The 25,989-nt window shown below is 54.4% G+C and carries 24 protein-coding genes; 11 read left to right on the plus strand and 13 right to left on the minus strand.

Features of this window, described 5'->3' with window-relative positions:
• The first annotated feature begins 97 nt into the window (after nucleotides 1–97).
• Nucleotides 98–856, plus strand: a complete 759-nt coding sequence (locus DFR30_RS12710; protein ID WP_132973802.1) for a ketopantoate reductase family protein — start codon at nucleotides 98–100, stop codon at nucleotides 854–856.
• Between the two features lie 60 nt (nucleotides 857–916).
• Here the strand turns inward: DFR30_RS12710 and DFR30_RS12715 are convergent, their stop codons facing one another.
• From DFR30_RS12715 to ampD, 4 genes are read right to left on the minus strand one after another with little or no spacing between them, the layout of a single operon-like run.
• On the minus strand, nucleotides 917–1,453 hold the full coding sequence (locus DFR30_RS12715) for a DinB family protein (RefSeq protein WP_132973805.1): 537 nt from the start codon (nucleotides 1,451–1,453) through the stop codon (nucleotides 917–919).
• A 60-nt stretch (nucleotides 1,454–1,513) separates the two neighbouring features.
• Complete coding sequence (locus tag DFR30_RS12720; protein ID WP_132973807.1) at nucleotides 1,514–2,437, minus strand: ROK family protein; 924 nt, start codon at nucleotides 2,435–2,437, stop codon at nucleotides 1,514–1,516.
• 13 nt (nucleotides 2,438–2,450) lie between these two features.
• Nucleotides 2,451–3,317, minus strand: a complete 867-nt coding sequence (gene ampE / locus DFR30_RS12725) for a regulatory signaling modulator protein AmpE (protein WP_132973809.1) — start codon at nucleotides 3,315–3,317, stop codon at nucleotides 2,451–2,453.
• Between the two features lie 55 nt (nucleotides 3,318–3,372).
• Nucleotides 3,373–3,921, minus strand: coding sequence for a 1,6-anhydro-N-acetylmuramyl-L-alanine amidase AmpD (gene ampD / locus DFR30_RS12730; RefSeq protein WP_132973811.1), 549 nt, complete (start codon nucleotides 3,919–3,921; stop codon nucleotides 3,373–3,375).
• Between the two features lie 99 nt (nucleotides 3,922–4,020).
• Here ampD and DFR30_RS12735 point away from each other — a divergent pair, with 99 nt between their 5' ends.
• Nucleotides 4,021–4,689, plus strand: coding sequence for a TIGR04211 family SH3 domain-containing protein (locus DFR30_RS12735; protein WP_165869206.1), 669 nt, complete (start codon nucleotides 4,021–4,023; stop codon nucleotides 4,687–4,689).
• A gap of 129 nt (nucleotides 4,690–4,818) precedes the next feature.
• Here the strand turns inward: DFR30_RS12735 and ilvD are convergent, their stop codons facing one another.
• Nucleotides 4,819–6,498: a dihydroxy-acid dehydratase gene (gene ilvD / locus DFR30_RS12740; protein WP_132973815.1), complete on the minus strand. Its 1,680-nt coding sequence runs from the start codon at nucleotides 6,496–6,498 to the stop codon at nucleotides 4,819–4,821.
• A 289-nt stretch (nucleotides 6,499–6,787) separates the two neighbouring features.
• Here ilvD and gspC point away from each other — a divergent pair, with 289 nt between their 5' ends.
• The 4 genes from gspC to DFR30_RS12760 are packed head-to-tail and all read left to right on the plus strand — an operon-like array spanning nucleotide 6,788 to nucleotide 10,758.
• Nucleotides 6,788–7,672: a type II secretion system protein GspC gene (gene gspC / locus DFR30_RS12745; protein ID WP_207891899.1), complete on the plus strand. Its 885-nt coding sequence runs from the start codon at nucleotides 6,788–6,790 to the stop codon at nucleotides 7,670–7,672.
• Nucleotides 7,673–7,732: 60 nt separating this feature from the next.
• A complete protein-coding gene (locus tag DFR30_RS12750) occupies nucleotides 7,733–9,385 on the plus strand; it encodes an ankyrin repeat domain-containing protein (RefSeq protein WP_132973818.1) in 1,653 nt (550 codons plus the stop codon).
• A 14-nt stretch (nucleotides 9,386–9,399) separates the two neighbouring features.
• Entirely contained in the window at nucleotides 9,400–10,308 is a 909-nt protein-coding gene (locus DFR30_RS12755; RefSeq protein ID WP_132973820.1) for an ankyrin repeat domain-containing protein, read from the plus strand.
• An 18-nt stretch (nucleotides 10,309–10,326) separates the two neighbouring features.
• Nucleotides 10,327–10,758 (plus strand): hypothetical protein, encoded by a 432-nt coding sequence (locus tag DFR30_RS12760; protein WP_132973822.1) that lies wholly within the window; start codon nucleotides 10,327–10,329, stop codon nucleotides 10,756–10,758.
• Nucleotides 10,759–10,769: 11 nt separating this feature from the next.
• Here DFR30_RS12760 and DFR30_RS12765 read toward each other — a convergent pair whose 3' ends face one another.
• The 7 genes from DFR30_RS12765 to DFR30_RS12795 all read right to left on the minus strand — a co-directional run bounded on the left by DFR30_RS12765 (nucleotide 10,770) and on the right by DFR30_RS12795 (nucleotide 20,733).
• Nucleotides 10,770–11,258 (minus strand): hypothetical protein, encoded by a 489-nt coding sequence (locus DFR30_RS12765; protein ID WP_132973824.1) that lies wholly within the window; start codon nucleotides 11,256–11,258, stop codon nucleotides 10,770–10,772.
• The gene (locus DFR30_RS12770) at nucleotides 11,255–14,359 is read right to left on the minus strand and encodes an efflux RND transporter permease subunit (protein ID WP_132973826.1); all 3,105 of its coding nucleotides are present in this window, start codon (nucleotides 14,357–14,359) and stop codon (nucleotides 11,255–11,257) included. The genes DFR30_RS12765 and DFR30_RS12770 overlap by 4 nt, the downstream gene beginning before the upstream one ends.
• A gap of 12 nt (nucleotides 14,360–14,371) precedes the next feature.
• Nucleotides 14,372–15,646, minus strand: a complete 1,275-nt coding sequence (locus tag DFR30_RS12775) for an efflux RND transporter periplasmic adaptor subunit (protein WP_132973828.1) — start codon at nucleotides 15,644–15,646, stop codon at nucleotides 14,372–14,374.
• 178 nt (nucleotides 15,647–15,824) lie between these two features.
• On the minus strand, nucleotides 15,825–18,032 hold the full coding sequence (locus tag DFR30_RS12780; protein WP_132973830.1) for a hypothetical protein: 2,208 nt from the start codon (nucleotides 18,030–18,032) through the stop codon (nucleotides 15,825–15,827).
• A gap of 575 nt (nucleotides 18,033–18,607) precedes the next feature.
• A complete protein-coding gene (locus DFR30_RS12785; protein ID WP_132973832.1) occupies nucleotides 18,608–18,808 on the minus strand; it encodes a YgaP family membrane protein in 201 nt (66 codons plus the stop codon).
• A gap of 104 nt (nucleotides 18,809–18,912) precedes the next feature.
• The gene (locus tag DFR30_RS12790) at nucleotides 18,913–19,578 is read right to left on the minus strand and encodes a Crp/Fnr family transcriptional regulator (RefSeq protein ID WP_165869208.1); all 666 of its coding nucleotides are present in this window, start codon (nucleotides 19,576–19,578) and stop codon (nucleotides 18,913–18,915) included.
• A gap of 141 nt (nucleotides 19,579–19,719) precedes the next feature.
• On the minus strand, nucleotides 19,720–20,733 hold the full coding sequence (locus DFR30_RS12795; RefSeq protein WP_132973836.1) for a transporter: 1,014 nt from the start codon (nucleotides 20,731–20,733) through the stop codon (nucleotides 19,720–19,722).
• A 207-nt stretch (nucleotides 20,734–20,940) separates the two neighbouring features.
• On the opposite strand from DFR30_RS12795, the gene DFR30_RS12800 reads away from it, so the two are divergent.
• Together DFR30_RS12800 and DFR30_RS12805 are read left to right on the plus strand one after the other, a co-directional pair.
• Nucleotides 20,941–22,212: an ATP-binding protein gene (locus DFR30_RS12800; RefSeq protein ID WP_132973838.1), complete on the plus strand. Its 1,272-nt coding sequence runs from the start codon at nucleotides 20,941–20,943 to the stop codon at nucleotides 22,210–22,212.
• On the plus strand, nucleotides 22,209–22,757 hold the full coding sequence (locus DFR30_RS12805; protein ID WP_132973840.1) for a response regulator transcription factor: 549 nt from the start codon (nucleotides 22,209–22,211) through the stop codon (nucleotides 22,755–22,757). Before DFR30_RS12800 ends, DFR30_RS12805 begins: the two co-directional genes overlap by 4 nt.
• 10 nt (nucleotides 22,758–22,767) lie before the next feature.
• Here DFR30_RS12805 and DFR30_RS12810 read toward each other — a convergent pair whose 3' ends face one another.
• On the minus strand, nucleotides 22,768–23,601 hold the full coding sequence (locus tag DFR30_RS12810; protein WP_165869209.1) for an OmpA family protein: 834 nt from the start codon (nucleotides 23,599–23,601) through the stop codon (nucleotides 22,768–22,770).
• A 656-nt stretch (nucleotides 23,602–24,257) separates the two neighbouring features.
• On the opposite strand from DFR30_RS12810, the gene DFR30_RS12815 reads away from it, so the two are divergent.
• The 3 genes from DFR30_RS12815 to DFR30_RS12825 are packed head-to-tail and all read left to right on the plus strand — an operon-like array spanning nucleotide 24,258 to nucleotide 25,987.
• A complete protein-coding gene (locus tag DFR30_RS12815; protein ID WP_132973844.1) occupies nucleotides 24,258–24,689 on the plus strand; it encodes a YeeE/YedE family protein in 432 nt (143 codons plus the stop codon).
• Nucleotides 24,689–25,162, plus strand: a complete 474-nt coding sequence (locus DFR30_RS12820; RefSeq protein ID WP_207891900.1) for a DUF6691 family protein — start codon at nucleotides 24,689–24,691, stop codon at nucleotides 25,160–25,162. Before DFR30_RS12815 ends, DFR30_RS12820 begins: the two co-directional genes overlap by 1 nt.
• Before the next feature lie 15 nt (nucleotides 25,163–25,177).
• Nucleotides 25,178–25,987 (plus strand): c-type cytochrome, encoded by an 810-nt coding sequence (locus tag DFR30_RS12825; RefSeq protein WP_132973845.1) that lies wholly within the window; start codon nucleotides 25,178–25,180, stop codon nucleotides 25,985–25,987.
• Nucleotides 25,988–25,989 lie beyond the last annotated feature (2 nt).

Consider the following 25,989-nt stretch of genomic DNA (forward strand, 5'->3'; position numbering starts at 1 on the left):
AGAACCAGTAAGACAAGAAATACTCTCATGCAGGCCATTCTACGCGAGACGCAAAAGGCGGGTATAATCCGCCGCCAGTCATATTTGGGTTATGCATATGAAAGATCCGATTGTCATTATTGGTCTGGGTGAAATGGGCGGCGTATTCGCGCGGGGCTTTTTGCGCAGCGGGCACCCGGTCTACCCGGTCACCCGTGATACGGACTGCGGGGCGTTGGCTGCCGAACTGAAGACACCGGAGCTGGTACTGATCGCCGTTGCCGAGAAAGACCTGCACCCGGTTCTGAAACAGATCCCCACCGTCTGGCGCGACCGTATAGCGCTACTGCAAAACGAGTTGCTCCCCGCCGACTGGGTACAATACGGCTACGATAATCCCACCGTTATCTCCGTCTGGTTTGAAAAGAAAAAAGGCCAGGATGCCAAAGTCATCATCCCTTCCCCTGCTTTCGGACCCAAGGCCGGCCTGCTTGCCGAAGCACTGGGCAACATCGATATCCCTGTCACTGTACTGGAGGATGCAGACCAGCTGCTGTTCGAGCTGGTACGTAAAAATGTTTACATCCTGACCACCAACATTGCCGGCCTGAAAACCGGCGGCACAGTCGGTGAGTTATGGTCACAACACCAGGACCTGGCGCGCGCCGTGGCCAGTGAAGTTATCACCCTGCAGGAGAAGCTCACTGGCCACAACTTCGACCATGAAGCCCTGATCAAGGCCATGGTGGAAGCTTTTAACGGTGATACCGAACACAAGTGCATGGGACGCAGTGCACCGGCACGCCTGCAACGCGCCCTGGAACTTGCGGATCAATACGGGGTGGATGTGCCGGTCATGCGCAAGATTGCAGGATAGCTCACCCGCTCACCGCCGACAGCTTGTCTATACCCTGCCCAGGGTGTCTGAAAAGGAAAACTATACCTCGTCAGGGACGATTTCCGGCAAATCGGTTTCGCCAAAATCGATGCCAGCCTGTGACAGGAGCGTTGTAATCTGTCCCCGGTGATGGACCTGGTGAAGAAACATGTGTAGCACCAGGTCTCCCATTCGTTTTTTATGTCGCTCACCGTTGTGACTGGTGTACCCGAGAGGCTGATCCAGGTCGACTTCCTTCAGGTCAGCGCACCAGGCGATAATAATACTGTCCAGCACCTCCCGCTCTTCTGCAAAAACAGACAGGTCGGCAAAAAGGACCAGGTCCAGACGATCCGGCTTCTTTATCTTGCTCAGGGGCTCCAGTGAAACATAAGCACTCGGGTGCGAAGCGAATCTCTTCAACCACAGGATGTCTCCGATCATAATATGGTTGAGGGTTCCTATCACCGAGCTGAAAAATGCCCCTTTGTCTTCGGCCAACCCGGCAACTGACAGCCCGGCGGAAGCTTCGATGATGCGCCCGTTCATCAGGCGGTTGTATTCCGCCAATAATACGCACTGTGATTTTTCACTCATGCATCAGATACCCTTCTGTATCCCTGTTTACCTGTATGTTCATTTCCTGTCTTTTCTGCTTCAGCCTTGTAATATTTCTTCCAGACTCCATAGCCACGCTGCGCCCCTGACCCCGCTGGAATCGCCATAAAGCGGCCTCAGCAGTTGCGTGTCAACACGATCCGAGAAAACATATTGCTGCCAGACCTGTGGAACTTCACGATACAGGCGTTCGATATTTCCAACCCCACCACCGAGCACAATAATATCCGGATCGATCAGGTTGATGACACCGGCCAGCGCACGCGCCATGCGGTCAACATAGGCGTCTATCACCCTGACGGCAAGCGCTTCGTCACGCGCTGCGGCGGCGGAAATTTTCTGTGCATTAATAAATATACCACCCGCCTGTTGATACTGGCGTTCCAGCGCGGGACCGGAAAGCCAGGTTTCGATACAACCCGATCGGCCACAGTAGCAATCCGGGCCTGGGCGTTCTTCATCAGCCGGCCAGGGCAGCGGATTATGTCCCCACTCGCCGGCTATAGCGTTGATACCGGACAACAGCTTGCCGTCAACCACAATGCCGGCACCGGTGCCGGTCCCGACAATCACACCGAAAACACTGCTGGCATCGGCGGCAATCCCGTCGCTGGCTTCGGACAGGGCAAAACAGTCTGCATCATTTGCGAGGCGTATCGGGCGCTGCAAGGCTTGCTGCAAATCATCCCGTAGTGGTTTGCCATTGAGGCAAGTGGAATTGGAGTTTTTCATCAGACCGCTGGCTGGTGATATGGCGCCGGGCGTACCGATGCCGATACTGGCATGGCAGGCCAACTCGTCTTCAGCACGCGTTACCAGCCCGGTGACGGTTTTCAGTATGGCGGGATAATCACCCTGCGGCGTTGCAACACGCCAGCGCAGACATTCATCGCCACCTTCATCCAGTGCAATGATTTCGGTCTTGGTGCCTCCAAGGTCAATACCGAAACGTACCCTGCTCATCGGCTACCTGTAATCAGCCGGACCAGCCGGCCAGTGTCAGCAACGAGAGCACGACCACCCAGATAGTGAGCGTTCGCCACACCAGGCGCATGGCGGCACGAACCGGAGAGGCAACACCCTCGATAACCGTACTTTCATCTGACAGACCAAGCGCGCCTTCGCCGGTGAAAGCCAAAACATCACAGGAACCTTCACTGCCACGCGGTATTTCGCGGTGTGCGGCGCGCCAGCCTTCTATAGCGGCATCAAAGTGACCACTCAGTGCGTAACCCAGTGCCAGCAGGCGTGCCGGTATCCACACCAGAACACTGTAGGCCCACTCGATAGCATCGCCATAGTCTCCGGGCTCACGACATTCACGGTACATCACAACCACACTGCGATACATCACGGCACCTACCGGCCCCAGCAGCACAAACCAGAACAGTACGGCAAACAACCGGTCATTGGCCTCGATCAGCACTGCACGTGCAATCCGGCGTTCATCGCTGTCATCCCCCGCCAGTGCTTCGTCACCAAGCAGGCGGGCGGCAGCGCGTGCGCGCAGTTCTTCATCGGTAGAATCCGCGACTTCGCAATAGGTATTCACATCGATGGCCAGATCACGTGGCCCCAGGCAATACACAAAGGTGCCCACGTAGAACAACAGGCCGATCAGACCGAACAACATGTCGTGCAACCAGACCTGGAGCAGCGCGGTCAGAACCCACACCGGAAGCAGTACCAGCATAACCCCCGCGATACCGTCCCACAAACCACCGGAGAACCGTGAATGCACGGCATCTACCCAGGCGAGGAACTGCCGGTAGTGACGGTACTCGTGCAGGTGCGTCAGCAGGCGATCTGCAATAATGCCAAGGATAGCTGAAATCAGTGTCATGGGGCTGCCAGTGTGGGAAAGTCCGGCTAACGCTACCGGTTGCGCGCGCGGACTGTCAAGCCAGCAGAACGTGCAGCCGCTCCCAGTCAAAGGCAAAGCCAGGATCGGTTTTGCGGCCCGGGGCAATATCCGCGTGTCCAACAATGTCCTGGGCACCGATTTCCGGGTGATGAGTACGCAAGAGGCGGATTACCCGGGCCAGCTGGCGGTATTGGGCGGGTTCATAGGATGTTTCGTCCTGCCCTTCCAGTTCGATGCCGATAGAAAAATCGTTACAGGCTTCACGCCCCCTGAAGCAGGATTTGCCGGCATGCCAGGCACGGCGTGAGAAGGGCACATATTGCACCAGCTCGCCGTCACGACGTATCAAAAGGTGGGATGACACACGCAGATCCGCGATTTCAGCGAAATAGGGGTGTGCAGTGACATCCAGCCGGTTTGTGAAAAAATCATCAATCCAGGGTCCGCCATATTCACCCGGCGGCAGGCTGATGCCGTGTACTACAATCAGGGAAATCACACCGGGAGCCGGTCTTTCGTCGCAATTCGGCGACAAAACACGCCGAACATCGACCAGCCAGTCGCCATCTTCCGTCAATTCCATTATGTTTACCGTTTGTTGCCGCTGCGCCATTATGGCGTGCCGGCCTGTTCCGTTACAATGCAGCGCAGTTTTGTTGTTCAGGGATCATCAGGAGCCTTTGTGAAATCGATTATTCTTACCCTCGCCCTTGTGCTGGGCGTGCTTGGCCAGGCCATGGCAGAAACCCGCTACGTCAGTGACCGACTGGAAATCCAGATGCGCGCCGGCAAGGGTACCCAGTTCCGTATTCTTCGCAGCCTGCCCAGCGGGACCCCCCTGGAAGTGCTCGAGGTTGATAAAGAAAACCAGTATTCGCGTGTGCGTGCGCCGGATGGCGTGGAAGGCTGGGTACTCAATCACCTGTTGATGTCAGGTCCATCGGCACGTGACCGGCTGGCAAAAGCCGAGAAAAAACTTGCCCAGCTGGAGCTGGAGAACAGGAAGCTGAAAGCGGCACTGGCGGATTTGCGCAAGGCCAAGGGCAGCACGGACAAGGAACGCAGTTCGTTACAGAAGGAGGCCAACCGGGTCAGTCAGGAGCTGGAACGTATCCGCCGCACTGCATCGAGCGCGCTGGCCATAGATGCCGAGAACAAGGAACTGAAAAGCAGGATTGCTAACTATGAACGCCAGTCGCAAAGCCTGCTGCAGGAAAACCAGAGCCTGAAAGACCGTACTGCGCGAGACTGGTTTATGGTCGGGGCCGGGGTGATCCTTCTCGGTATGATCATCGGCCTGATCATTCCACGCATTCGCTGGCGCAAGAAGTCGAGCTGGGATTCACTTTAATCCCCTGTCATTGTGAGTGCCCGGAGTCAGGGCATAAACACAGCGAGGCAATCTCCTTCGGCCTGGAGCCAGGCCGGAAAGATTGCTTCGTGGTATTCGCAATGACAGCAGTCTCGAAACCGCGAGACGCTATTCGTCTGTCACACAACCGTGCGATGCATCCTTTACGTTCTTGATGTACTTGTACAGGGTGCCGCGTGTTGCCGTGTAGGCCGGCATCGTCCACCCGGCACGACGCTTTTCCATTTCCTCATCACTGACCTCCACATCGAGACGCTGCGTACTGGCGTCGATGCTGATGATGTCGCCATCACGGATCAGACCGATCGGGCCACCCTCCTGCGCTTCCGGCACCACATGACCAATAATGAAACCGTGTGAGCCGCCGGAAAAACGCCCGTCGGTTATCAGTGCGACATCCTTGCCGAGACCGGCCCCCATGATGGCCGAGGTCGGGGTCAGCATTTCCGGCATGCCGGGACCGCCCTTCGGCCCCTCGTAGCGAATCACCACCACATCCCCTTTCTGTATCAGGCCCTTTTCCAGACCGGCCAGCATGGCTTCCTCGCGGTCGAACACGCGCGCCGGGCCGGAAAAGGCCAGACCTTCCTTGCCGGTGATCTTCGCTACCGAACCGCCGGGCGCAAGGTTACCCTTGAGAATCTGGATATGTGCGGTTTCCTTGATCGGCCTGTCGATGGGCATGAAGACTTCCTGGCCCGGTGTCAGCCCCGGCACATCGGCAACATTCTCGGCCAGTGTCCTGCCGGTCACCGTCAGGCAGTCACCGTGCATCAAGTCCTGCTCCAGCAAATATTTGATAACCGCCGGTGTTCCACCTACGTTGTGCAGGTCTTCCATCACGTATTTGCCGGATGGCTTGAGGTCGGCCAGGAACGGTACGCTGTCGCTGATTTTCTGGAAATCATCAATGCTCAGCGGCACATCTACGGCTCGCGCCATGGCAAGCAGGTGTAGCACCGCATTGGTTGAACCACCCAGCGCCATGATAATCACCATGGCATTCTCAAATGCCTGCCGGGTCATGATGTCGCGTGGTTTGATATCGTGCTCGAGCAGGTAACGGATCGATTGACCCGCCTGCAGGCATTCCTCGAGCTTGCCCGGATCAATTGCCGGGATCGAGGAACTGTAGGGCAGACTCATACCCATCGCCTCGATTGCAGACGCCATGGTATTGGCCGTGTACATGCCACCGCAGGCACCTGCGCCCGGACATGCGTGCGCAACAATCTGTTTGCGCTCCTCGTCATCGATTTTGCCGGCCAGGTATTCACCGTAACTCTGGAATGCCGAAACAATATCCAGCGTGGCATTTTTCCAGTGACCGGGCTTGATGGTACCGCCGTAAACCATCAGTGCCGGCCGGTTGACGCGGCCCATGGCGATCATCACGCCGGGCATGTTCTTGTCGCAACCCGGGATCGAGATATTGGCGTCGTACCACTGGGCGCCCATCACGGTTTCGATGGAATCGGCGATGATGTCGCGCGACTGCAGCGAATAGCTCATGCCATCAGTGCCCATGGAAATACCATCACTGACACCTATGGTATTGAAACGTAACCCGACCAGGCCGGCTGCACGCACTCCTTCCTTCACCTTGGCGGCGAGATCATTGAGGTGCATATTGCAGGTATTACCCTCCCACCAGACGCTGGAGATACCCACTTCGGCTTTCGCCATATCCTCGGGCTTCATACCCGTGCCGATCAGCATGGCCTGCGAGGCGCCCTGCGAACGGGGTTCGGTGATACGGGAACTGAAGCGGTTCAGTTTGTCAGCCATTTTCCTTCCTCATGGCGCCAGGATGGCGCAGTTACGGCAAAGCACTCGATTGTACCGGTCAATCCCTGGCCCTCCAATGGCGTATCGAAATCAGCTGCCGGCGCCTCCCGCTGGACACTTGTCCAGACTTGGCGCTTTTTTCGCCCGCCTCAGGAACCCCGCGCTGATATTCAGCTCTAAGTTTCACGTTAACTCGCTGTTTTCGACTAGAATAATGAATAGCTGCCAATTTCCCGGGGCGCACCCGTAACGCTCGTCCGCGATGCAGCAGAAAACACCCTGGATAATGATGACAACTCTGCCAGAAAACTTTCAAATCGGCGCCCTGAATCGTCGCTTGCCGACACTGACAAATATCATACTGACACTTGTCATTGCCTGGATGGCTGCCCGATTGACCTGGCAACTGGTTCCCGCGCCCCCCCGACCTGATATTCCTGAACACAATATCCCGAGCCGGCAGCAACCCACGCGGCCCCGGGACCTCGACCGGAACATTGCCGAGCTGCACCTGTTTGGCACGCCCGGCAAACGGGTCACCTCCAAACCTGCACCCGGCCAGAGTGCACCGGCTACCCGGCTCAAATTGACCTTGCGAGGCCTGTTGGCCACCGATAATCCGGATACTGCACTGGCCATAATCCAGGACCCGAAAAAAGACGAGCGGCATTTTTCCATCGGCGACTCTGTATTTGCTATGGCAACATTAAAAGCAATTTACCCGGACCGGGTCATCCTGTTGCACAACGGGCGCTACGAAACGCTACACTTGCCTGAAAACCGAATTGCACTCAAAACACCAAAACCCCGCCCTGTTGGCCAGCGGCTAGGCAAAAACCGTGAGCGCGTAGAGCGTATGACGAGGCTGGTGAAGGAATATCACAAGAAAAAACTCGAGAATGTACGCAACCCCTGGCAGATCATCCAATGGGAGCCTGTTATGAAAAATGGAAAGATCGCCGGGATGAAGCTGGAGGCGGAAGAGGAAAAAGATTTTCTCAATCGTCACGGACTCGATCTGGGTGATGTCGTTACCAGTATAAATGGCCACGAACTGGATGGTGGCGAAGGACTTGTCAAGGCGCTGGATGCAGTCTCTGAAGCAGAGGAACTGGTATTTGGTATCCAGCGTGGCGGTAAAGAAAAGCAGGTTCATGTACATGTACCACAATAAGTACATGTCCAAACCTGAAAATATGCAAGCTGATCAGAATATTTTACAAGAGGCACTCCTATGAAGACCCGTTACTCATTACCCGCACTCATACTCTCGCTCAGTATCACACAAGCCTGGGCGGGCATGGGCAGTACCACCCCGGCCGATACTGATGCCGCAAAAAAGCAAATAGAACTGATCCGCAAGGAACAGGGGGCGCCTGAAATCAAGGCCACACCGATTCTTGAAGCCCTGATACGAAATGACATGGCAACTGTCAACAAAATGCTCGAAGCAGGTGGCGACCCGAACGAAACTAATGCCGCCGGACTCTCGTTACTGATGATTGCTGCACACAAGGGCGAAACCGGACTGGTTGATCGTCTGATCAAGATGGGCGCCAGTATCTCGGCACGAGATTCCGCCGAGCGCACCGTCTTGATGTTCGCCTCCATTGGTGGTCACGATAATCTGGTAAAGCACCTGGTCAAACTTGGCGCTGACATCAATGCGGCTGATGATGAAGAGAATACACCGCTGCACTTTGCAACCGAAAACGGAAACCTCGAGGTCGTCAGGACCTTAATCGACGCCGGTGCCGATATCGACCCACGCAATGCGGACAAGAAAACGCCTCTGATGCTGGCTGCACGCGGCGGTTACGAGGATGTCGCACTTGCGCTGATAAAAGCCGGCGCCAATGTTAATGCGAAGACACCTGACGGGAATACCGTATTGATGGATGCCGCAACAGGTGGCAGCCTGAAAACCGTACAGGCACTGATCAGCAAAGGTGCCAATGTCAACGCACGCAATGTCAAACCCGGTTTCGTGGCGCTGCATATGGCCATACATAATAACCACGATGACATAGCCAATGCCTTGCTGGATGCCGGAGCAGACCCGAAAGCGAAAACTGATGGTAATACCACAGCACTGATTGCTGCCGCTGCGAGCGAACGCACCCACATTGTGAAACGCCTTATTGAAATGGGTGCGGACATCAATGCCAGGGGTAACCACGGTCGCACCGCCCTCATGACGGCTGCAAAGCATGGCAGTCATGATGCAGTCAAGCTCCTGCTCAAGCATGGTGCCCACGTCAATGATACCAACACGACTGGCTGGTCGGCACTGGCCTATGCCATTGGCAATAACCACGTTGACGTGGCCCGCACCCTGGTTAAAGCCGGCGCCAACCTGGAAACACGCGAACAAAGCCAGGGGGGAACTCCACTTATGGTAGCCATATTCCGTGGTAACAAGGATGCACTCGACTACCTTCTCACCCTGGATATTGATATTGATGCCCGCGGATTCAAAAATATCACGCCCCTGATGGAAGCTGCGAAATCAGGCCGCGACAAGTTCATGGAAGCACTTCTCAACAAGGGCGCCGATGTAAACCTGCAAGATGATGCCCGCATGGCAGCTATCCACTACGCGGCCATGATCAACAAGCCCGACCCGGTTGCGGTGCTGCTCAAGCACGGCGCAAAAGTCGATATGAGAAACCAGCTTGGTGCCACACCACTCATTCTTGCCGCATGGTGGGGTGATCCGGAGACAGTCGATTTGCTGATAAAAGCCGGTGCCGACATAAACATTATCGATAACAGTGGCCAGACAGCACTCGATTTTGCGATCAAGCGCGCACGCGGACCGGGCATGGTCGAGCGCCTGAAAAAGGCCGGCGCCAAAACCGCCAGCGAACTGGTTAGCGGACAATAACAGGGGTATTCCGGATGAATCATTACAAACAGTTCTGGCTGACTTTCGCCTTACTGGCAGGGTTCCTTGTCACACCATTAATCCAGGCAACTGAAAACACGCCACTGATCGATGCGGTGCGGGCAGGTAACCTCTCCGAGGTTGACACCCTCATCAGTAAAGGTGTCGATCCCGATCAGTCGGATTCAGACCAGAGCTCTGCACTACTGTTCGCCATAGGCGCAAACAAAACGGTTATTGCCGAACACCTGCTGGATGCAGGAGCCGACCCTTCACTCAGCAATTCACGCGGCTGGAATGCGTTGATGGTGGCCGCACAGACAGGCAATCTGCCACTGGTCAAACGCCTTATCAAGGCCGGCGTCGATGTCAATACGCACACCAAGACAAACTGGTCAGCGCTGACTCTGGCTGCACAGAACGGTCATACTGGCAGCGTCAAAACCCTCATTGAGGCTGGAGCAAACCTGAATGTGTTCACCCAGGATGGGTTTACCCCCATCATGGTTGCCGCACACAAGGGACATACCGATACTTTAAAAGTGCTTCTGGATGCCGGCGTAGACCCTGACCAGAAGGAAGCCGAACGCGAAACCACTGCATTAATCCTCGCTGCAGCAGAGAACCACGTTGACACCCTGAAGCTGCTGATTGATCGCGGTGCAAAAATCGATGCCCGGGACAAGTTTGGCCAGACGGCCCTAATCTGGTCTGCCTGGCATGACAAATATGATGCTGCCAGATTCCTGCTGGAAAAAGGGGCTAACCCAAACATTGCCAACAAGGAAGGCAAGACAGCTCTACGCTTCGCCCTGCACGGCGGCAACCAGAAACTGATCGGGTTGCTGCGTGATGCCGGCGGCAAGGAAGGACATGAAGCAGTCCCGGTTACGCCTGTACCCCAAAATAATCACTCGATGTAAGCAGCCGGAGCAATACCTATGCAAACGTTACTGAGAACTTCATTAATCATTATTTTCCTGCTGGGCAGCAAAGGCCTGCTGGCCGAGTCCGAAACACCGGAATCTGTCTACAACCACTATCTGGATTCTGTTCTGAAGGCGAATAGCCTGGATGAGCTGTTTGTCTTCTGGACAATCAATCATATCAATGAAGTCAATGAGGAAATCCGTCGTGCCGCGCGAATTGGGCGTAATGCCGGGGAAGACAAAAAAGCCGCTCTCAAGCAGATGAAAGCCCGGGCCACCATCACAGACCGCAATAGTGTCAGCAAGGAAATAACCGGCGGACGCAGCAAACTGAACTACAACGCAACCAGCAAGGAAAAGAATGAAAGTTACAACATAGTCGTTGATATGCTATTTGAAGACGGACAGTGGAAAATTATTCGTGAACGCATGCTGCACAAATAACCCGTAACTTTTTATTGACCTGATTTTGATTTATTCACCGCATCGGCGAGCGACGAGCGCGAGTCCTTGTAGTCCCGCTGCATTCGGCGGCTCAATTCGGCAGCGTCACGCTCCTCGGGCGGCATTCGGTTAAGCTGCTTCTGGAAATGCTGCTCGAACTCTCCAAGAGAAGCTGCACCTGGATTTGGCGGCGCGGTATATTGCACTGAGCCCGTTTGCAAGGAAGGCGGTGGCTCATCCACGGGCGCATTGGCAGCGGCCTCATTTCCTGTTGCCGGGGAACCATCCGCCTGTCCTGCGATATCGTCAGACGCACTCTCTGCGGCCCCTGGTTGGACAAGCACCCGCTCCACATCAGGAACGGAAGGCACCTTACTGCCTTCTTCCGCTGACTGCACCACATGCTCATCTGTTTGCTGCTGCTGCTGGATATAGCGATACGCTATAACAACACTGGCAAAAAGCACAACAGCAGCGCCGTACATTAAAAACTGTTTCATTTTTCCACCTCGGGATAACGGCGCACCTGCCAAATATAATAGAGTGCAGGAATCAAAATCATTGACACGAGTGGTGCCGTCACCATGCCACCCACCATGGGTGCTGCAATACGACGCATCACTTCTGAACCTGTCCCTGCGCCCAGCATAACCGGTAACAGTCCGGCAATAATCACTGCCGCCGTCATGGCCTTGGGGCGTACACGCTGTACGGCGCCCTCTGCCACTGCTGCACGAAATGCGACGCGAGTGGTTGGCTGGCGACGGCGCACCGCTTCGTCAAGATACACCAGCATAACAACACCAAACTCTGCTGCTACACCGGCCAGCGCAATAAAACCGACGCCGACGGCCACGGAAAGATTGTAACCCAGGCCATACAGCAGCCAGAAACCACCTACCAGCGCCAGCGGTACGGCGCCCATCACCATCAGTGACTCGGTAAAATTTCGAAAACTCAGGTACAGCAACAAAAGGATAATCACCAGTGTGACAGGGATAATGACATTGAGTCTCTCCCGCGCCCGTTCAAGGTACAGGTACTGGCCTGTCCAGTGCACCGTATAGCCGGCAGGCAGATCGATACGTTCCGCCACCACCTGTTTCGCTTCGTCCACGTACGAGCCAAGATCACGATCCGAAATATTGACATAAACCCAGCCACTCAGACGTGCATCCTCACTACGTATCATTGCCGGTCCGTTGGTGATTTGTATATCTGCCACATCCCGCAACTGAATATGCTCGTCACGCGAAGTCACGATTGCAAGATTCTGTATTGCATCCAGTGAGTCGCGCACATAACGTGGGTAACGCAGGTTGACAGGGTAGCGCTCACGCCCCTCCACGGTATAAGTGACATTAACGCCGCCTACTGCGACATTAATCAACTCCTGGATCTCCTCCACGCTGAAGGCATAGCGCGCCGCCGCATCACGGTCGATGTCAACCTCGATATAGCGCGCGCTGGTAGCTCGTTCGGAAAACACAGACCGGGTACCCGGCACCGTGCGTACGATCGGCTCGATCTGTTCGCCGATACGCTGAATGACCTCAAGATCGGGGCCGGATATGCGAATACCAACCGGTGTATTCACACCGGTGGATAACATATCAATGCGTGTCCTGATCGGCATCAGCCATGCGTTACTGAGGCTTGGCACCTGCACACGCGCGTCGAGTTCCTGCTTGATCCCTTCCAGCGTCATGCCTTCGCGCCACTGATCGCGAGGCTTTAACTGGATTGTGGTCTCCATCATGGTAAGTGGAGCCGGATCGGTTGCGGTTTCTGCACGACCAACCTTGCCGAAGACACGCTCGACTTCCGGGACCGTCATGATTAACTTGTCAGTCTGCTGCAACAACTCACGCGCTTTGCCGATTGATATTCCGGGAAAGGCTGTTGGCATGTACAGCAGGTCACCCTCATCCAGCTCGGGCATAAATTCCGCGCCGAGCTGCGAAAGTGGCCACAGGCTGCTGGCAACCAGCAGCAGCGCAAGCCCAACGACACGCCATGGATGGTTGAGTGTTGCCTTGATAACGGGTTGATAGAGCGCAATCAACCCACGGTTGACCGGGTTGGCATTTTCGTTACGAATATGACCACGCACCAGGTAAACCAGCAATGCCGGTACCAATGTAATGGAAAGCCCTGCTGCTGCCGCCATGGCAAAGGTCTTGGTATACGCCAGAGGCGTGAACAAGCGGCCTTCCTGTGCCTCCAGGCTGAAAACAGGAAGGAAGCTCAGGGTGATAATCAACAGCGAGAAGAACAGTGGTGACCCCACCTCGGTCACAGCGGCAGTAATTGCTGCAATACGATTCTCACCACCGGAACGTTCCAGGTGCTTGTGCACATTCTCGATCATCACTATGGCCGCATCCACCATGGCGCCGATGGCAATTGCTATACCGCCCAGTGACATGATATTGGCATTGACGCCCTGCTGCTCGATCAGAATGAATGCTGCAAGTATACCGACCGGGAGGCTGATCAAAATCACCAGAGAGGAACGGAAATGATAGAGAAACACCGCGCATACCAGCACCACAATAACGAATTCCTCCAGCAATCGCTGGGACAGGGTTTTGACAGCCCTGTTTATCAGGCCGGAACGGTCATACGTCGTTACCAGTTCCACCCCCTTCGGCAGACTGTTTCGGATAGCACTGATTTTGTCCTTTACTGCATCTATCGTAGTCAGTGCATTTTCGCCAAAGCGCATGACAATTATTCCACCCACCACTTCGCCCTCACCATTCAGCTCCGCAATGCCACGACGCATTTGTGGCCCGGTACGGATCTCGGCGATATCATCCAGCATTATCGATGCGCCGGACGCACCAACGCCAAGTGGTGGAATCTTTCGCAAATCATCGATGGACTCGATATACCCGCGTGATCGCACCAGGTATTCAGCCTCTGCCATTTCAACTACCGAGCCACCGGTTTCGTGGTTGGCGCTGCGAATCGCCCGCTTGACTGCTGACAGCGGGAGTGAATGCAGGCGCAACAGATTGGGATCTATAACAACCTGATACTGTTTGACCATGCCACCAACGGTCGCCACTTCGGCAACGCCGGGTACTGTCTGCAGTTCATACTTCAGGAACCAGTCCTGAAGACTGCGTAACTGCGACAGATCCCGGGAACCGCTGTGATCAACCAGTGCATACTCGAAAATCCAGCCCACCCCGGTAGCGTCCGGACCAAGCGACGAACTTGCCTCGTCCGGTAACTGGCCTGAGACCTGGCTGAGATATTCGAGCACACGCGAGCGTGCCCAGTAAGGGTCTGTCCCGTCCTCGAAAATAATGTAAACGAAAGAATCACCGAAGAATGAATAACTGCGTACAGCAGTTGCGCCCGGCACGGCAAGCATGGCCGTCGACAAGGGATAGGTGACCTGATCCTCTACGACCTGCGGGGCCTGCCCCGGGTAGCTGGTCTTGATAATAACCTGGACATCAGACAGATCGGGTATGGCATCCAGCGGAATGGTACGCATCGCGTACAAACCCCAGACAGAAACCAGTGCCGCCAGCACCAGTACCAGCAGCCGGTTTTGTATGGACCAGCGAATAATAGCTGCGATCATCTTAACCGCCCGTCAGTGCGTATGACCACTTTCATTGTGTTCCGGTTTCGATGCTTCCGGCTCCTGCATACGACGAAAGCTAGCCGTCAGGCTGCTCTCTGAGTCGATCAGGAACTGACCGGACACTACAACAGTTTCATCACCCTGCAATCCCGATAAAATCTCTACCCGGCCATTACTGACAATGCCTGCACGTACTTCTACGGGCTGATAATGCCCGTCATCCCGGACCACGATAACGCGCTCACCATCACCCGTACGAATCACGGCATCAGCCGGCACCCACAGCACATCCTCGTGCGGCTGCGCGTAGATCGTCACGCTGGCAAACATCGATTTACGCAGCAGCGGGTTCATGGTCAGGAATCTTAACCGTACGGTCAGGGTACGCGTCTTGTAACTGATAGATTCATTAACACGCTCTACCGTACCCTCGAATTCCTCGCCCGGCAGCGACGGGATCGTCATAACTGCGCGCTGCCCATACTTGAGCCATGTCCACTGGCGTTCGAAAACTTCAGCCGAAACATTGGCGACAATAAGCCCCCCGAGTCGGGCTACAGTAGTATCGGCTTCAACAGGATCACCTTCCTTCAGAGGAATTTCCATAATTGAGCCATCCTGTGGCGCATACAGTGTAAGATTCCTTTCAACCTCTCCACTTTCTTCCAGTTTGCGCACCTTGTTTCCCGGGAAACCCAGTTTTGCCAATGTTTCCCAATGTTGTTTCATGGCATCGTTATCACCGGCTCTGAAAGCTGCCAGGTAGTCCTGCTGTGCCTGCAGGCGTTCAGGTGAAAATATTTTTGCAAGCTCTTCTCCACGTCTGACAGATTCACCAGTGCTTCGTTCGAGCACCCATTCGACTCGCCCGGCAAGCCTCGGCATGATAGTTCGGCCACCACTTGGTGTGATTTTACTGATGCTCCCGGTAGTCCGGATCAAACGCTGCAGGGTCCCGCGCTGCACCGGTGAAGTGCGTATCCCCAGATTGTGTTCCATGACTGGCGAAATCCATACTTGTGGCGGGCCACCAGCTGAAGCAGCAGCCTCATTTTCTGCCAGCACGAGATCCATGCCACAAACCGGACAACTACCCGCCTCAGACGTAATAATTTCCGGGTGCATGGGACAGACGTAATGGCTTGTATCGTGCAGCCCGATCTCGTCCAGTGCCGGTTTACCTTGAACAACCGGATTCCGGTCGGCAAACAGCAACCATCCTGACAACAGGCCGGCTACGAATAATAAAGGCAACGAATAGAGAACCGTGATTTTTCTGGACATGGTGCTGCTTGCCTGAGTGACGGTTGGCCAAGTATAGCGCCATCCGGGTATTCATCATCAATCTTCCCTTTTTCCAACCCCCTGGTAGTCAGAAAGTTCGAAAAAAGGAGGGGGGTCATCCAGACCCCCCAAGTATTACCTGCTACCTGTTCTTATGCGAGGAACTTTTCAGTTCGACTTATTCCCACCACGCGATGCCATGAGGCGCAGCGTGGCCGGTATCACCGTGCGGCCATGATGCACGGTCAAAGTCGACACAGCCATCGAAGTAGCTGTAGTAGAAATGCGGTCCATAGCGCTGACCTTCATCACCGTAGGAGCTCACATCGGTGAACAGACCAAACAGCGAGTCGGTGTAGATGCGGCCTTTACCGATACCACGGTTGAGACGCTTACGCATCTTCAGCATGCAGACACGGTCATCACCCACAGAACCGGTGCCCGGCAGCTGACCAACCGGGTTCGGCAGTGCATATTCACGCAGATCGACGAAGTACAGGCTCGATGCGACACGTTTTTCTGCACGGTTGTAGATAGTGAAGTGAGGACCACCCTGGGACAGGAAGTTATCCAGTGAATCCAGGTTCTGGCTGTCGGCTACCACCGGGCAATCCGACGCACCGTTGTTTCGCTTGGCAGCGAAAGTGGTGGTTGGTTCACCGGTGAACATATGGGCATAGCCCGGATCATCACTGGCGGTATAGTAGCTGGCATCAGCGTAATCACACTCGATGTTATTGATGTTGTCACCCTTGGCAAGCAGCGGACGTATATCAAACAGCATGATACGGCGTGAGTGCTGCAACGGGTAATCACGATCAAAGGTCGGCTGACCCGGCGCTACGATACCGGCTATCGGAGCGACAAGGTAAGTATCGTCCTGCGTAGTGAAGAACACCGAGAAACCGGTGCATGGCCCGCTGTCATACAGTGCACGCAATTCAGGACGCACACCATTCTGCCAGGTAGTCATGTCAGGGGTGTAGAACAGCGTACCACCACACATGGAAGCCACGAAACCGCCTTTGGAGTAGTACGGAGCCGCACCATTTGTTGTCCAGGCAGCCATCAGGCCTTCCGGTTCTTCCATGGTAACAGCCGAGGAACCTAGCTGCTCTGGACCACCACCTTCACGACCCTCAACACGAGGACCGTCAGGCACCTGGGCAAGATCATCAGGTGTATAGGTACCGGAAGCCTGGGTTTTCAGCTTGTTCAGATCCCAGAAACGGATTGTTGTACCCATGTCATAGGTCTGGGTTGTTGCTGCCCCTTCTTCATTGTCAGGCGGAGTCGCACCAGCCAGTGCCAGGGAAACCGGGTCACCATAATCAGAAGTCACCAGCGTGTTCAGATCCTGACGCGCGAAGATGCCGTGCGGATGCGCAATTCCAGCTGTGCTCGGTGCAACAGTTTCCGGTGCACCGGCCAGAATCGCACACAGACCACACTGCCAGCGAGGCTTGTAACGCTGGGGGGCATCACCACCTTCGTAGACAGCACTGAATTGACGAACGTCCATTCCGTCCTTGTCGAAAATCACCACACCACCCGGCGTGGTCAAGGTCGGAGGCAGCTGAGGCGCTGCGCCCATATTGCTGGGGAACCCCCAGTTACCCTTGGCACCCATGAAGGAGGATGCCATCAGGCCGTCACCAACATCGATGAAATCATCAGTGCCGGACAGCGCATCGGTACGCGGATCAAAACCACCTGAAATCACCAGGCCACACATGTTGTCGTAGGCCGGATCTGTACCCATGCTGGTTTCATCATAACGAATCACTGCGCTGGTCACGTCTCCGCCGACGATGGTACCGTCAATCGGACGAACGTTCATCGGGTCATTGACGTTACAACCAAACACATTGGCAGAAATCAGGCCGCCGGCAAACAACAGCTTGTCGCCCGTATCTTCGTCGATAGAGATGAATGCGTTAGTGTGATGAGACTCGTTGGCGAACTGTGAAGTAATACCACCCTGAAACAGGCCACCTGTTCCAGCTGTCGGTACAGGCACAATACTGCCATCTGTCACACTGCTATCGAGGCCAAACTCAACTTCGGCCAACAGGTGGGCATTCAGTACTGGCGGCAACTGAACCGTGTTGGCCACTGCACCGTAATTGTAAATATCACTTCGGGTCGCATTAATGACAGCAATAAAATCACCGTCAGGGGTGCCGGTGGTTGCCGCGCCCTTGCCGTTAACTTCATAGTTGGGATCGTAATCGTTGTCTAGTGCTGCTCCGTCCATGGTCTGCCAACCGCCTTTATCACCGGTCCAGACCATCAAGTACTTGGCTGCGTGGGCAGAACCAGCCATGACCATGGCGGAACCGACCGCGACAGCAAGTGCCGTCTGCTTAATCGTTTTCAATTTCATTGTTGGGTACCCTCCCACTTGACGTGGATTGTTTGGTAAACCAGCACCCGTCTAGTGGACAGGCGCCATTCAGCAAACAGTACTATTGCAATGGCCGGGCCAACTTGATTTCCACACTTAAAACAGAGGGTTATATGACTTACTGTCTCCGTGAGGCGACGCTTGATAATATCTGGCTCATAGTGTAAATAATTCCGACATGACAAATATTTTCAAATCACTGCCAGTTATAGAAATAGTGATTTTTATTTATATTATTCATGGAATTAGTGACTATATAGACATTGATTTATATCCGCTCTTGCCAAGCCCGCTCAAGCCAAAATCTGATCAGAACAAGTATGCAGTTAACAATAAATCGTTTAAATACAATTAAATAATTGTATCAAACATGTAAACAAATGCGACGGAGGGCATGACCATGCTGCCAGTCTGTCATGTCATGTACGTCAATGCTTCCAGTCAACGGAGCATTTGCTCATGAAGAAAAATGTGGGCGGGACACACTTCACTGCAAAAAAAACCCGCTTGAAAAGCGGGCTTTTTCAGCTTTCCGGTAACCGCCGGGAAGGCTCTCATTCGGCGGAACGGCAACCCCCGAATCCGAACAGTGAGTAGGCCGGACACCAGCCCACAATACCGGTCAGCAGCGGCACAACGCCAATCAGACCCCAGGGATAAAGTATCCCGGTCCATGGACCAGCAAAGGTCAGCCCTACCAGTGCAGCGCCCGCAACAATACGAATGACTCGTTCAACCCCACATACATTTGCCATGATTTACACCTCGCAACAGCATTTCGGTTATCAGGTGTCAGTAACTATACAAAGCTGGCATACGGGGCTGCAGTGACTAAATCACATAACCCCGCTGTTTCGGGTCAGTGTACTGCTTCCCAGACGCGAGTCAGCGCCTCAGGCCTGATAACCTCTACCGCCCCACGGTGTACAGCGATAAAGCCCTCTTTTTCGAATACCTTCAGCTGACGGCTGACCACTTCACGCGCCGTACCCAGCTCACTGGCAAGCTGCTGGTGAGTTGCCGATACCGACCCCGGCTGATTACCGCATCGATCCACAAGATGCTTCGCAAGCCGGGCATCGACTCGACCAAAGGCGACATCCTCGACACGTTGTATCAGGTCACCCAGCCGTTGCCCCTGGTTGGCGAAGACAAACCGCCGGAAGGCTTCGGAGTGCCCCAGTGCTTCATTGAATACAGACTGTGGAATCACCAGCGCGTCGGTCTCTTCGTCGGTAATACCTTCTGCGGGATAAGATTCTTCGCTGATCAGGCAGGAAGTAGTGATCACACAGGACTGGCCGTCGGTAACCCGGTAAAGCACCACTTCCCGACCCCCCGAAGACAATGCCTGAACACGCAAACTGCCACGGATAACGACAAGATAATTCCTGCAGGCATCCCCTCTGTGAAATACGGTATGCCCAGAGGGCAGCTGCACACTCTGCACCTGCCTGCGCAATTGCTGCAGGACCATATCATCCTGCGGAAACCATTGATCAAGTATGTTCGGGGCGCCACTCATAGTGACACCTTTTATCCACCAATCATCTGGCGGAGTCAACCTTGATCGAATGAGGCAAAAAAAACGCGGGCACATGGCCCGCGTTAATCATCCGGTTCAGTGGGAGGGAATTCGCTGAATAACTGAACCTGGAATCCTTTGCTAGAAAACAACCTGCCAGCCTGCTGAAAGCTGCCAGTCGGCGCTCATCTGCACGCCATCAAGATTCTCATAAACCGGTACGCCCGCCTCTAAAGCCAGCCTGCTGCCATTAAAGACACCCTGCGGGCCATAAAAGTTCACACCAACCAGAAAATCAACCCGTGAGCCGCCCTGCAACTCCGGGTCGGCAGTCGCTACCATCAGCGGGTTCAGCTCTGGATCTGCGCCATCGATCTCGTCCCAGGTCTGTGCCTTGAGGCGCAGTGAGCCTTTAAGTGAAGGCGACAACTTTCGGGAAACCCAGCCACTCAATTCCAGGCGATCACCCAGTGTGTAATCATTATCGTTGTCGCCGAGCCGGATGGTTGCCATCGCCTGCGCACCCAGCGACCATACATTGCTCTGTCGGCTCCAGGTGATGCCGGGCAGAAGATCCCACGTACCGGAACCCAGCTGCATCGGATAAGGCAGCTGCGCATCGGCAGCCGCCGGCGTATCGTCGCTTGCATCAATATCTCCGGTCGGGACAGACAGACCAAAATTCAACAAGATGCTGTTGCCCGGCGCGGCAGACAATGCATAGACCCCCCGCAGACTGATATCGCCGAGCCCGTCACTGCGGGTTGTAAAACGCACACCCATGCGCGTGATGTGATCCATATCCTTGCGGAGCAGCGGAACCATAGCCATTAACGACAGACGATCACTCACGGAATACATGGCACCGAACATGTGCATCTCCATGTCCATACGCAATGGCGCAACCATATACTCGGACAGGATATCTGCAGTACTGATATGACTGTCACCATCGCGCATACCATCCATATGCATACGCATATAACTGTAGGTAAACATCAGATCACCCGCGGTGTGGACGTGGTCCCCCATGACCCCGGCAGGCGCCTGCCCGAGGTGGTTCGCGTGGCCGGTGTGATGCACATGTTCGACAGCCTGCACCTGCGGGCTGCTGAACAGTATTGTTGCCAGTAGTGCTGTGATTTTCGTTGACATTCCCGACTCCCGTTAAAGTATTTATCTTTTGATTTTATGACGGGTACTTTAACAATGACGTGCATCCTGGAGAATGCGACACAGTGTCGCACCCGTCCGGAATGTAACGGAACACAGGGATAATAAACATGAACCCGGATCTCTGACATACTTAACCCAATAATATGCCGTAATCTGCTTTTTCCACCGACGGATAGAATACTTTTCATGTTGATGAAAAACCCCGAAAAATCGAGCAGTTCGAGTAACCTCAGGCGTCTGGCACTGCTGCGGGGGCTAATGCTGACCGCCGAACTCGTTGTAGTCCTGGGGGTATATTTCCTCGCCAATATTGCGCTACCACTGATACCGCTATTTACAATTTTTACACTCATGGCTTTCGCAAGTCTGTGGACCTGGAAACACGCAGGCAATGGCGCGATCATCAGCGACCGGGAATTTTTTCTGCAGCTTTGCACCGATGTACTGGCACTGACCGCCGTACTCTATTTCACCGGTGGTGCTACCAACCCCTTTGCGTGGCTGTTCCTTATTCCGTTGATTATCGCTGCAACGGTTCTGTCCACGCCGGCCGTCTGGTTTATGGCGGCCCTGACCACGCTGTGCTATTCCCTGCTGTTCTTTTTCTACCAGCCACTCGGAAATGACGCCCACATGCACCATGATCAGGCTTTCAGCCAGCACATCTTTGGCATGTGGTTCGGCTTTGCGCTCAGCGCCGTACTTATTGCCTGGTTTGTCGTTGGTATTTCCAACACACTGCGCCAGCGTGATGAACTACTCGCACGTGCACGCGAACAGGCATTGCGCGATGAACAGCTGGTTGCACTGGGCACACTGGCCACCGGTGCTGCGCATGAACTCGGCACACCACTTTCTACTATGGCTGTGGTTACCCGTGAGCTGGAGCGCGCGGAAGTACCGGACAGCATGAAGCGCAAACTGACCATACTGCGCAGCCAGGTTGATCGCTGCAAGCAGGCCCTGTCGGTTATCTCGGCTTCTGCCGGCGAGCTACGCGCGGAAAGCGGCGGACTCGCACCTGTCCTTACCTGGCTGGAGCATATTATCGATACCTGGAAAGCCCAACGCCATGACGCATCGATTACCGTTAACTTTCCACAACAAATAACCGACGCTGCCATTATCGATGAGCAAACCCTGCAACAATCCATTATCAACCTGCTGAACAATGCAGCAGATGCCTCGGGAGAAGAGCTGGTCATGGAGGTCCGCCGGGACAGCAGCAAACTTACTATCGATATACTCGATCGGGGACCGGGCCTGCACCCGAAAATCGCGGCCACACTTGGAGAACAACAGAGCAGCAACAAGGAACATGGAATGGGCCTGGGCCTGCTGTTAACCCATGCAACCCTGCGGCGCCTTGGCGGAGATATAGCCCTGTTCGATCGCCAGGGCGGGGGCACCTGTACGCGTATACAACTGCCGCTAACGAGACTGGATACCCCTCTATGACTGACACCGCCGGTATTCGCCCCACCCTGTTACTTGTCGATGACGACGAGCTGTTCTGCGAAGTACTCGAAGATGCCCTGCAGGATCGGGGCTACCAGGTAGAGAGTGCACACAATATCACTTCCGCCCTGGAGAAAGCCGGTAACCTGGACCCCGAGTATGCGGTTATTGACCTGCGTATTGGCCAGGAATCAGGCCTGACGCTGGCAGCACAGTTACATGCCCGTGATGAAAATACACGCATGGTGATTCTTACCGGTTATGCCAGTATTGCTACTGCGGTTGAAGCCATCAAGCTGGGCGTCACCCACTACCTGGCCAAGCCTGCGGATGCCGATGAAATCCTTGCTGCACTGCACAGGGATGAAGGAAACTCCGAGGTTCCGCTATCGATCAGCCCGATGAGTGTCAAGCGTCTCGAATGGGAGCACCTGCAGAAGGTCCTGACAGAATGTGGAGGCAATATTTCTGCTGCTGCGCGTAAACTTAATATGCATCGCCGGACACTGCAGCGGAAACTGGCAAAGCATCCGGTCAGAAAATAATTACACCGTATTAACGATTCGCAATCCAGACCGTAACACGCCGGTTCTTTGCCCAGGCCCTGTCATTACTCTGTTCAACCTCTGGCTGGCTCTCTCCGAAGTATCTCGATTCAATTGACTTTGCAGGAACGCCACGAGAACGCAGGTAGCGTGCCACCATACCCGCGCGCTTGTGTGACAATGCCATATTGAAATCCGGGTCACCGCGTTCATCCGCATGACCACCCAGCACAATACGGAAATCCGGTTTTTTACGGTAGTCACGTGCTATATCTTCAAGAATGCGCCGGGCTTTACGACTCAGGCTTGCGCTGTTGGTCGAAAAGAAGACCCGCTTCTCTGCGCGTGGCTCAAAATCCAGGTAATGCAGACCTGCCGTACACTCGAGAAACTTCGGCAGTGCTTCACGAAAACGCACCGGCATCAATGTAACCCTGACTTTGTCGCGCCCATCACCCCAGTCATCGAATTCGATTGTCGGTTGCATACCCTGCTCAAGCTCATAGTAGAGACGGAGCGCCTGATCGCGCGGAATACTGAGTGGCGTCTTGCCCTCCTTCAGCCTGAAACTGCCCAGGTCTCGCTGAACTTCCTGGTGCTTCCAGGGCGGTGCCTCTGACTGAATCTGTGCCTGTTGCTCCCTTACTGGCGGCTGATCAGCAAACAGGGAAAATTTCAGCCTCTGCCCTGAATGCTGTTCAAATCGCACACGCCCGAAGCGCGGAATCCGATGCGTCAGCGAACAATGCTTCGGTGTCGCATCTACTACCCACTTTGACTCTTCCCAGTTTGACTGAAACTGCTGCAAATTCGCGAACACGGGCAGACTGAACAAGGAAAACACGAGCACGCAGCTCGCGGGAAAAAGAGTTTTGTATAAAATGATCATGGCCTGTTTTCGACGCAAAAGGCCCACACCTTGAGTTTGCCGCTCGAGTTTTTTGATGGCACACCACTTGCAAAGCAACATACCGAATGTGACTTTGTCACTAAATACTTGGAATACCCTTACATTCTCCCTGATAAATTTGTGTCTATTTGTCATCATGACATGACAAATAGACAGTCGACTACAGCGGCCTGTCGATGAATGTTACAGAATTATACCCTTTGAGCATCCCCATCAAAATTCTAATAAATATATATCTTTCAATAGATTGAGGGATAATTAAATTAGATTATTAGTATTATATAATTTTCTTATGTAAATATTTAAGGGATAGCTAATACAGCAACCTGGCGTATTTATTGTTTAATTATGTCGAAATTTCTATCACTTTTCCGGGCCGATATCCCGGCATCTGAACCAATGCTCACAAATAATTGTATATTATTGTTTATATAGTAATTTTCCTGATTGGCCCGTAACTTGCCATGTTCCCAGACGATCGTTCATGGCTGAACATGAACATTCACATAATGAATCGCAGATAACTGCGAAAAAGCAGACAAGGCGGCCGGATCCACGAAATGACCCGGCACCGCAAGAGGACGGGAAAAATGGAAAATTTCACGCCAGTGGCTTCGCTGGTCGGCGGCATATTGATTGGTCTCGCCGGAGCAGCCATGTTGTATTTCAATGCCAAGATTGCCGGTATCAGCGGTATTTTCGGCGGACTCCTTCAAACCAAAAAGAACGACACCCTGTGGCGCGTACTGTTTGTTGCCGGCCTGCTCAGCGGTGGCATTGTCATCGATCTTTTTCACCCCGCAGCGCTCGATTTCAGCGTTGACCGATCCATGCCTGCCGTGATCGTTGCCGGCCTGCTGGTTGGCTTCGGGGCACGTCTCGGCAATGGCTGTACCAGCGGCCACGGTGTCTGCGGTATTGGCCGACTCGCACCGCGTTCTATTGTCGCCGCTGCGACATTCATTGTCACAGGTGCAATTACTGCCATCGTTGTAAACCACTACTTCGGGGGTTCGATCTGATGTTGCCTAATATTGTAATTTTCCTTAGCGGGTTTGTTTTTTCCATTGGCCTTGCCGCTTCCGGCATGACGCAACCGGAAAAAGTCATAAGCTTCCTCGACTTTGTAGGTAACTGGGATCCCAGCCTGGTCATGGTGCTGCTTGGCGCGGTAGTAACCTATTTCATCAGCCAGCGACTGATACTCAAGCGTGACAGCGGTGTATTCGGCGACAAATTCCAGCTGCCCACCCGTATGGATATAGACACTCCGCTGGTTGCAGGCGCCGCCATGTTCGGTGTTGGCTGGGGCCTGGTCGGCTTTTGCCCAGGTCCGGCGCTGGTTTCCGGCGTCACTGGTAACCCCCAGGTTCTCACCTTCGTGCTGTCCATGTCGCTTGGCATGTACCTGTTTGGCTCCCTGCATCTGCGTTACAGCAGTGAGCCCGACGGTGGCGCAAGCCCGCTTGATGCCATCGCAGTTCGCAGTACCTGACCGGAGCGAGACACTATGGTCAAGGAAACCTTTTTCGGTACCCGCATTAAACGCATGATGACGCTGCTTTTCGCTCTAGTTATTGCGGTTGTGCTGGGATATCGCTTCACTCACAAGCCCAACTTCCTGGCGGTCGAAACTGATGCCGTTGCGGCACTGGAAGGCAAGCATCTCGCACTGAACGGGCGCGACGGAATTGCCGCCTGTTCAGCCTGCCACGGCCAGAACGGTGAAGGCAATGAACCGCTAGGTTACCCGCGACTTGCCGGCCTGCACCCGCGCTACATCGCCAAGCAGTTACAGGACTTTGCACGTGACCAGATGGATATCGGTGTCAAGGTCGATCCGATTGCCCGCGACTACCAGAAAACGCCGCGCATCTATAAAGACCTCACCATCTACTCCCCCGGTATTCGCCGCGACGCCATGATGAACCCGATTGCGCAGGCCCTGACCGAAGAAGAGATCTACAACGTATCCCACTACTACGCGAGCCTGCCGTTTTCCGCCAACCCTGAACCGGTCGATTTCGAAACCCTGGAGCGTGGGCACGAACTCGCAGTACGTGGAAAACCCGAATACCTGATGCCGCGCTGCAATGCCTGTCACGGACCGAATGGCGAAGGCTTCGGCGAACACTTCCCGCCACTGGCCGGGCAACCGGTCAAATACATTGTCCGCCAGATCAACAAGTGGCAAAACGGCGACCGGGACAATGATCAGCTCGCCATGATGAAGAACACGGCCAACCTGCTGACGGATGGCGACAAGATTAACGCCGCACGCTATTACAACAACAAATCGTACAGCGTTAACCAGGAGTAACG

The organism is Thiogranum longum (genome assembly GCF_004339085.1).
GTDB classification, from domain to species: domain Bacteria; phylum Pseudomonadota; class Gammaproteobacteria; order DSM-19610; family DSM-19610; genus Thiogranum; species Thiogranum longum.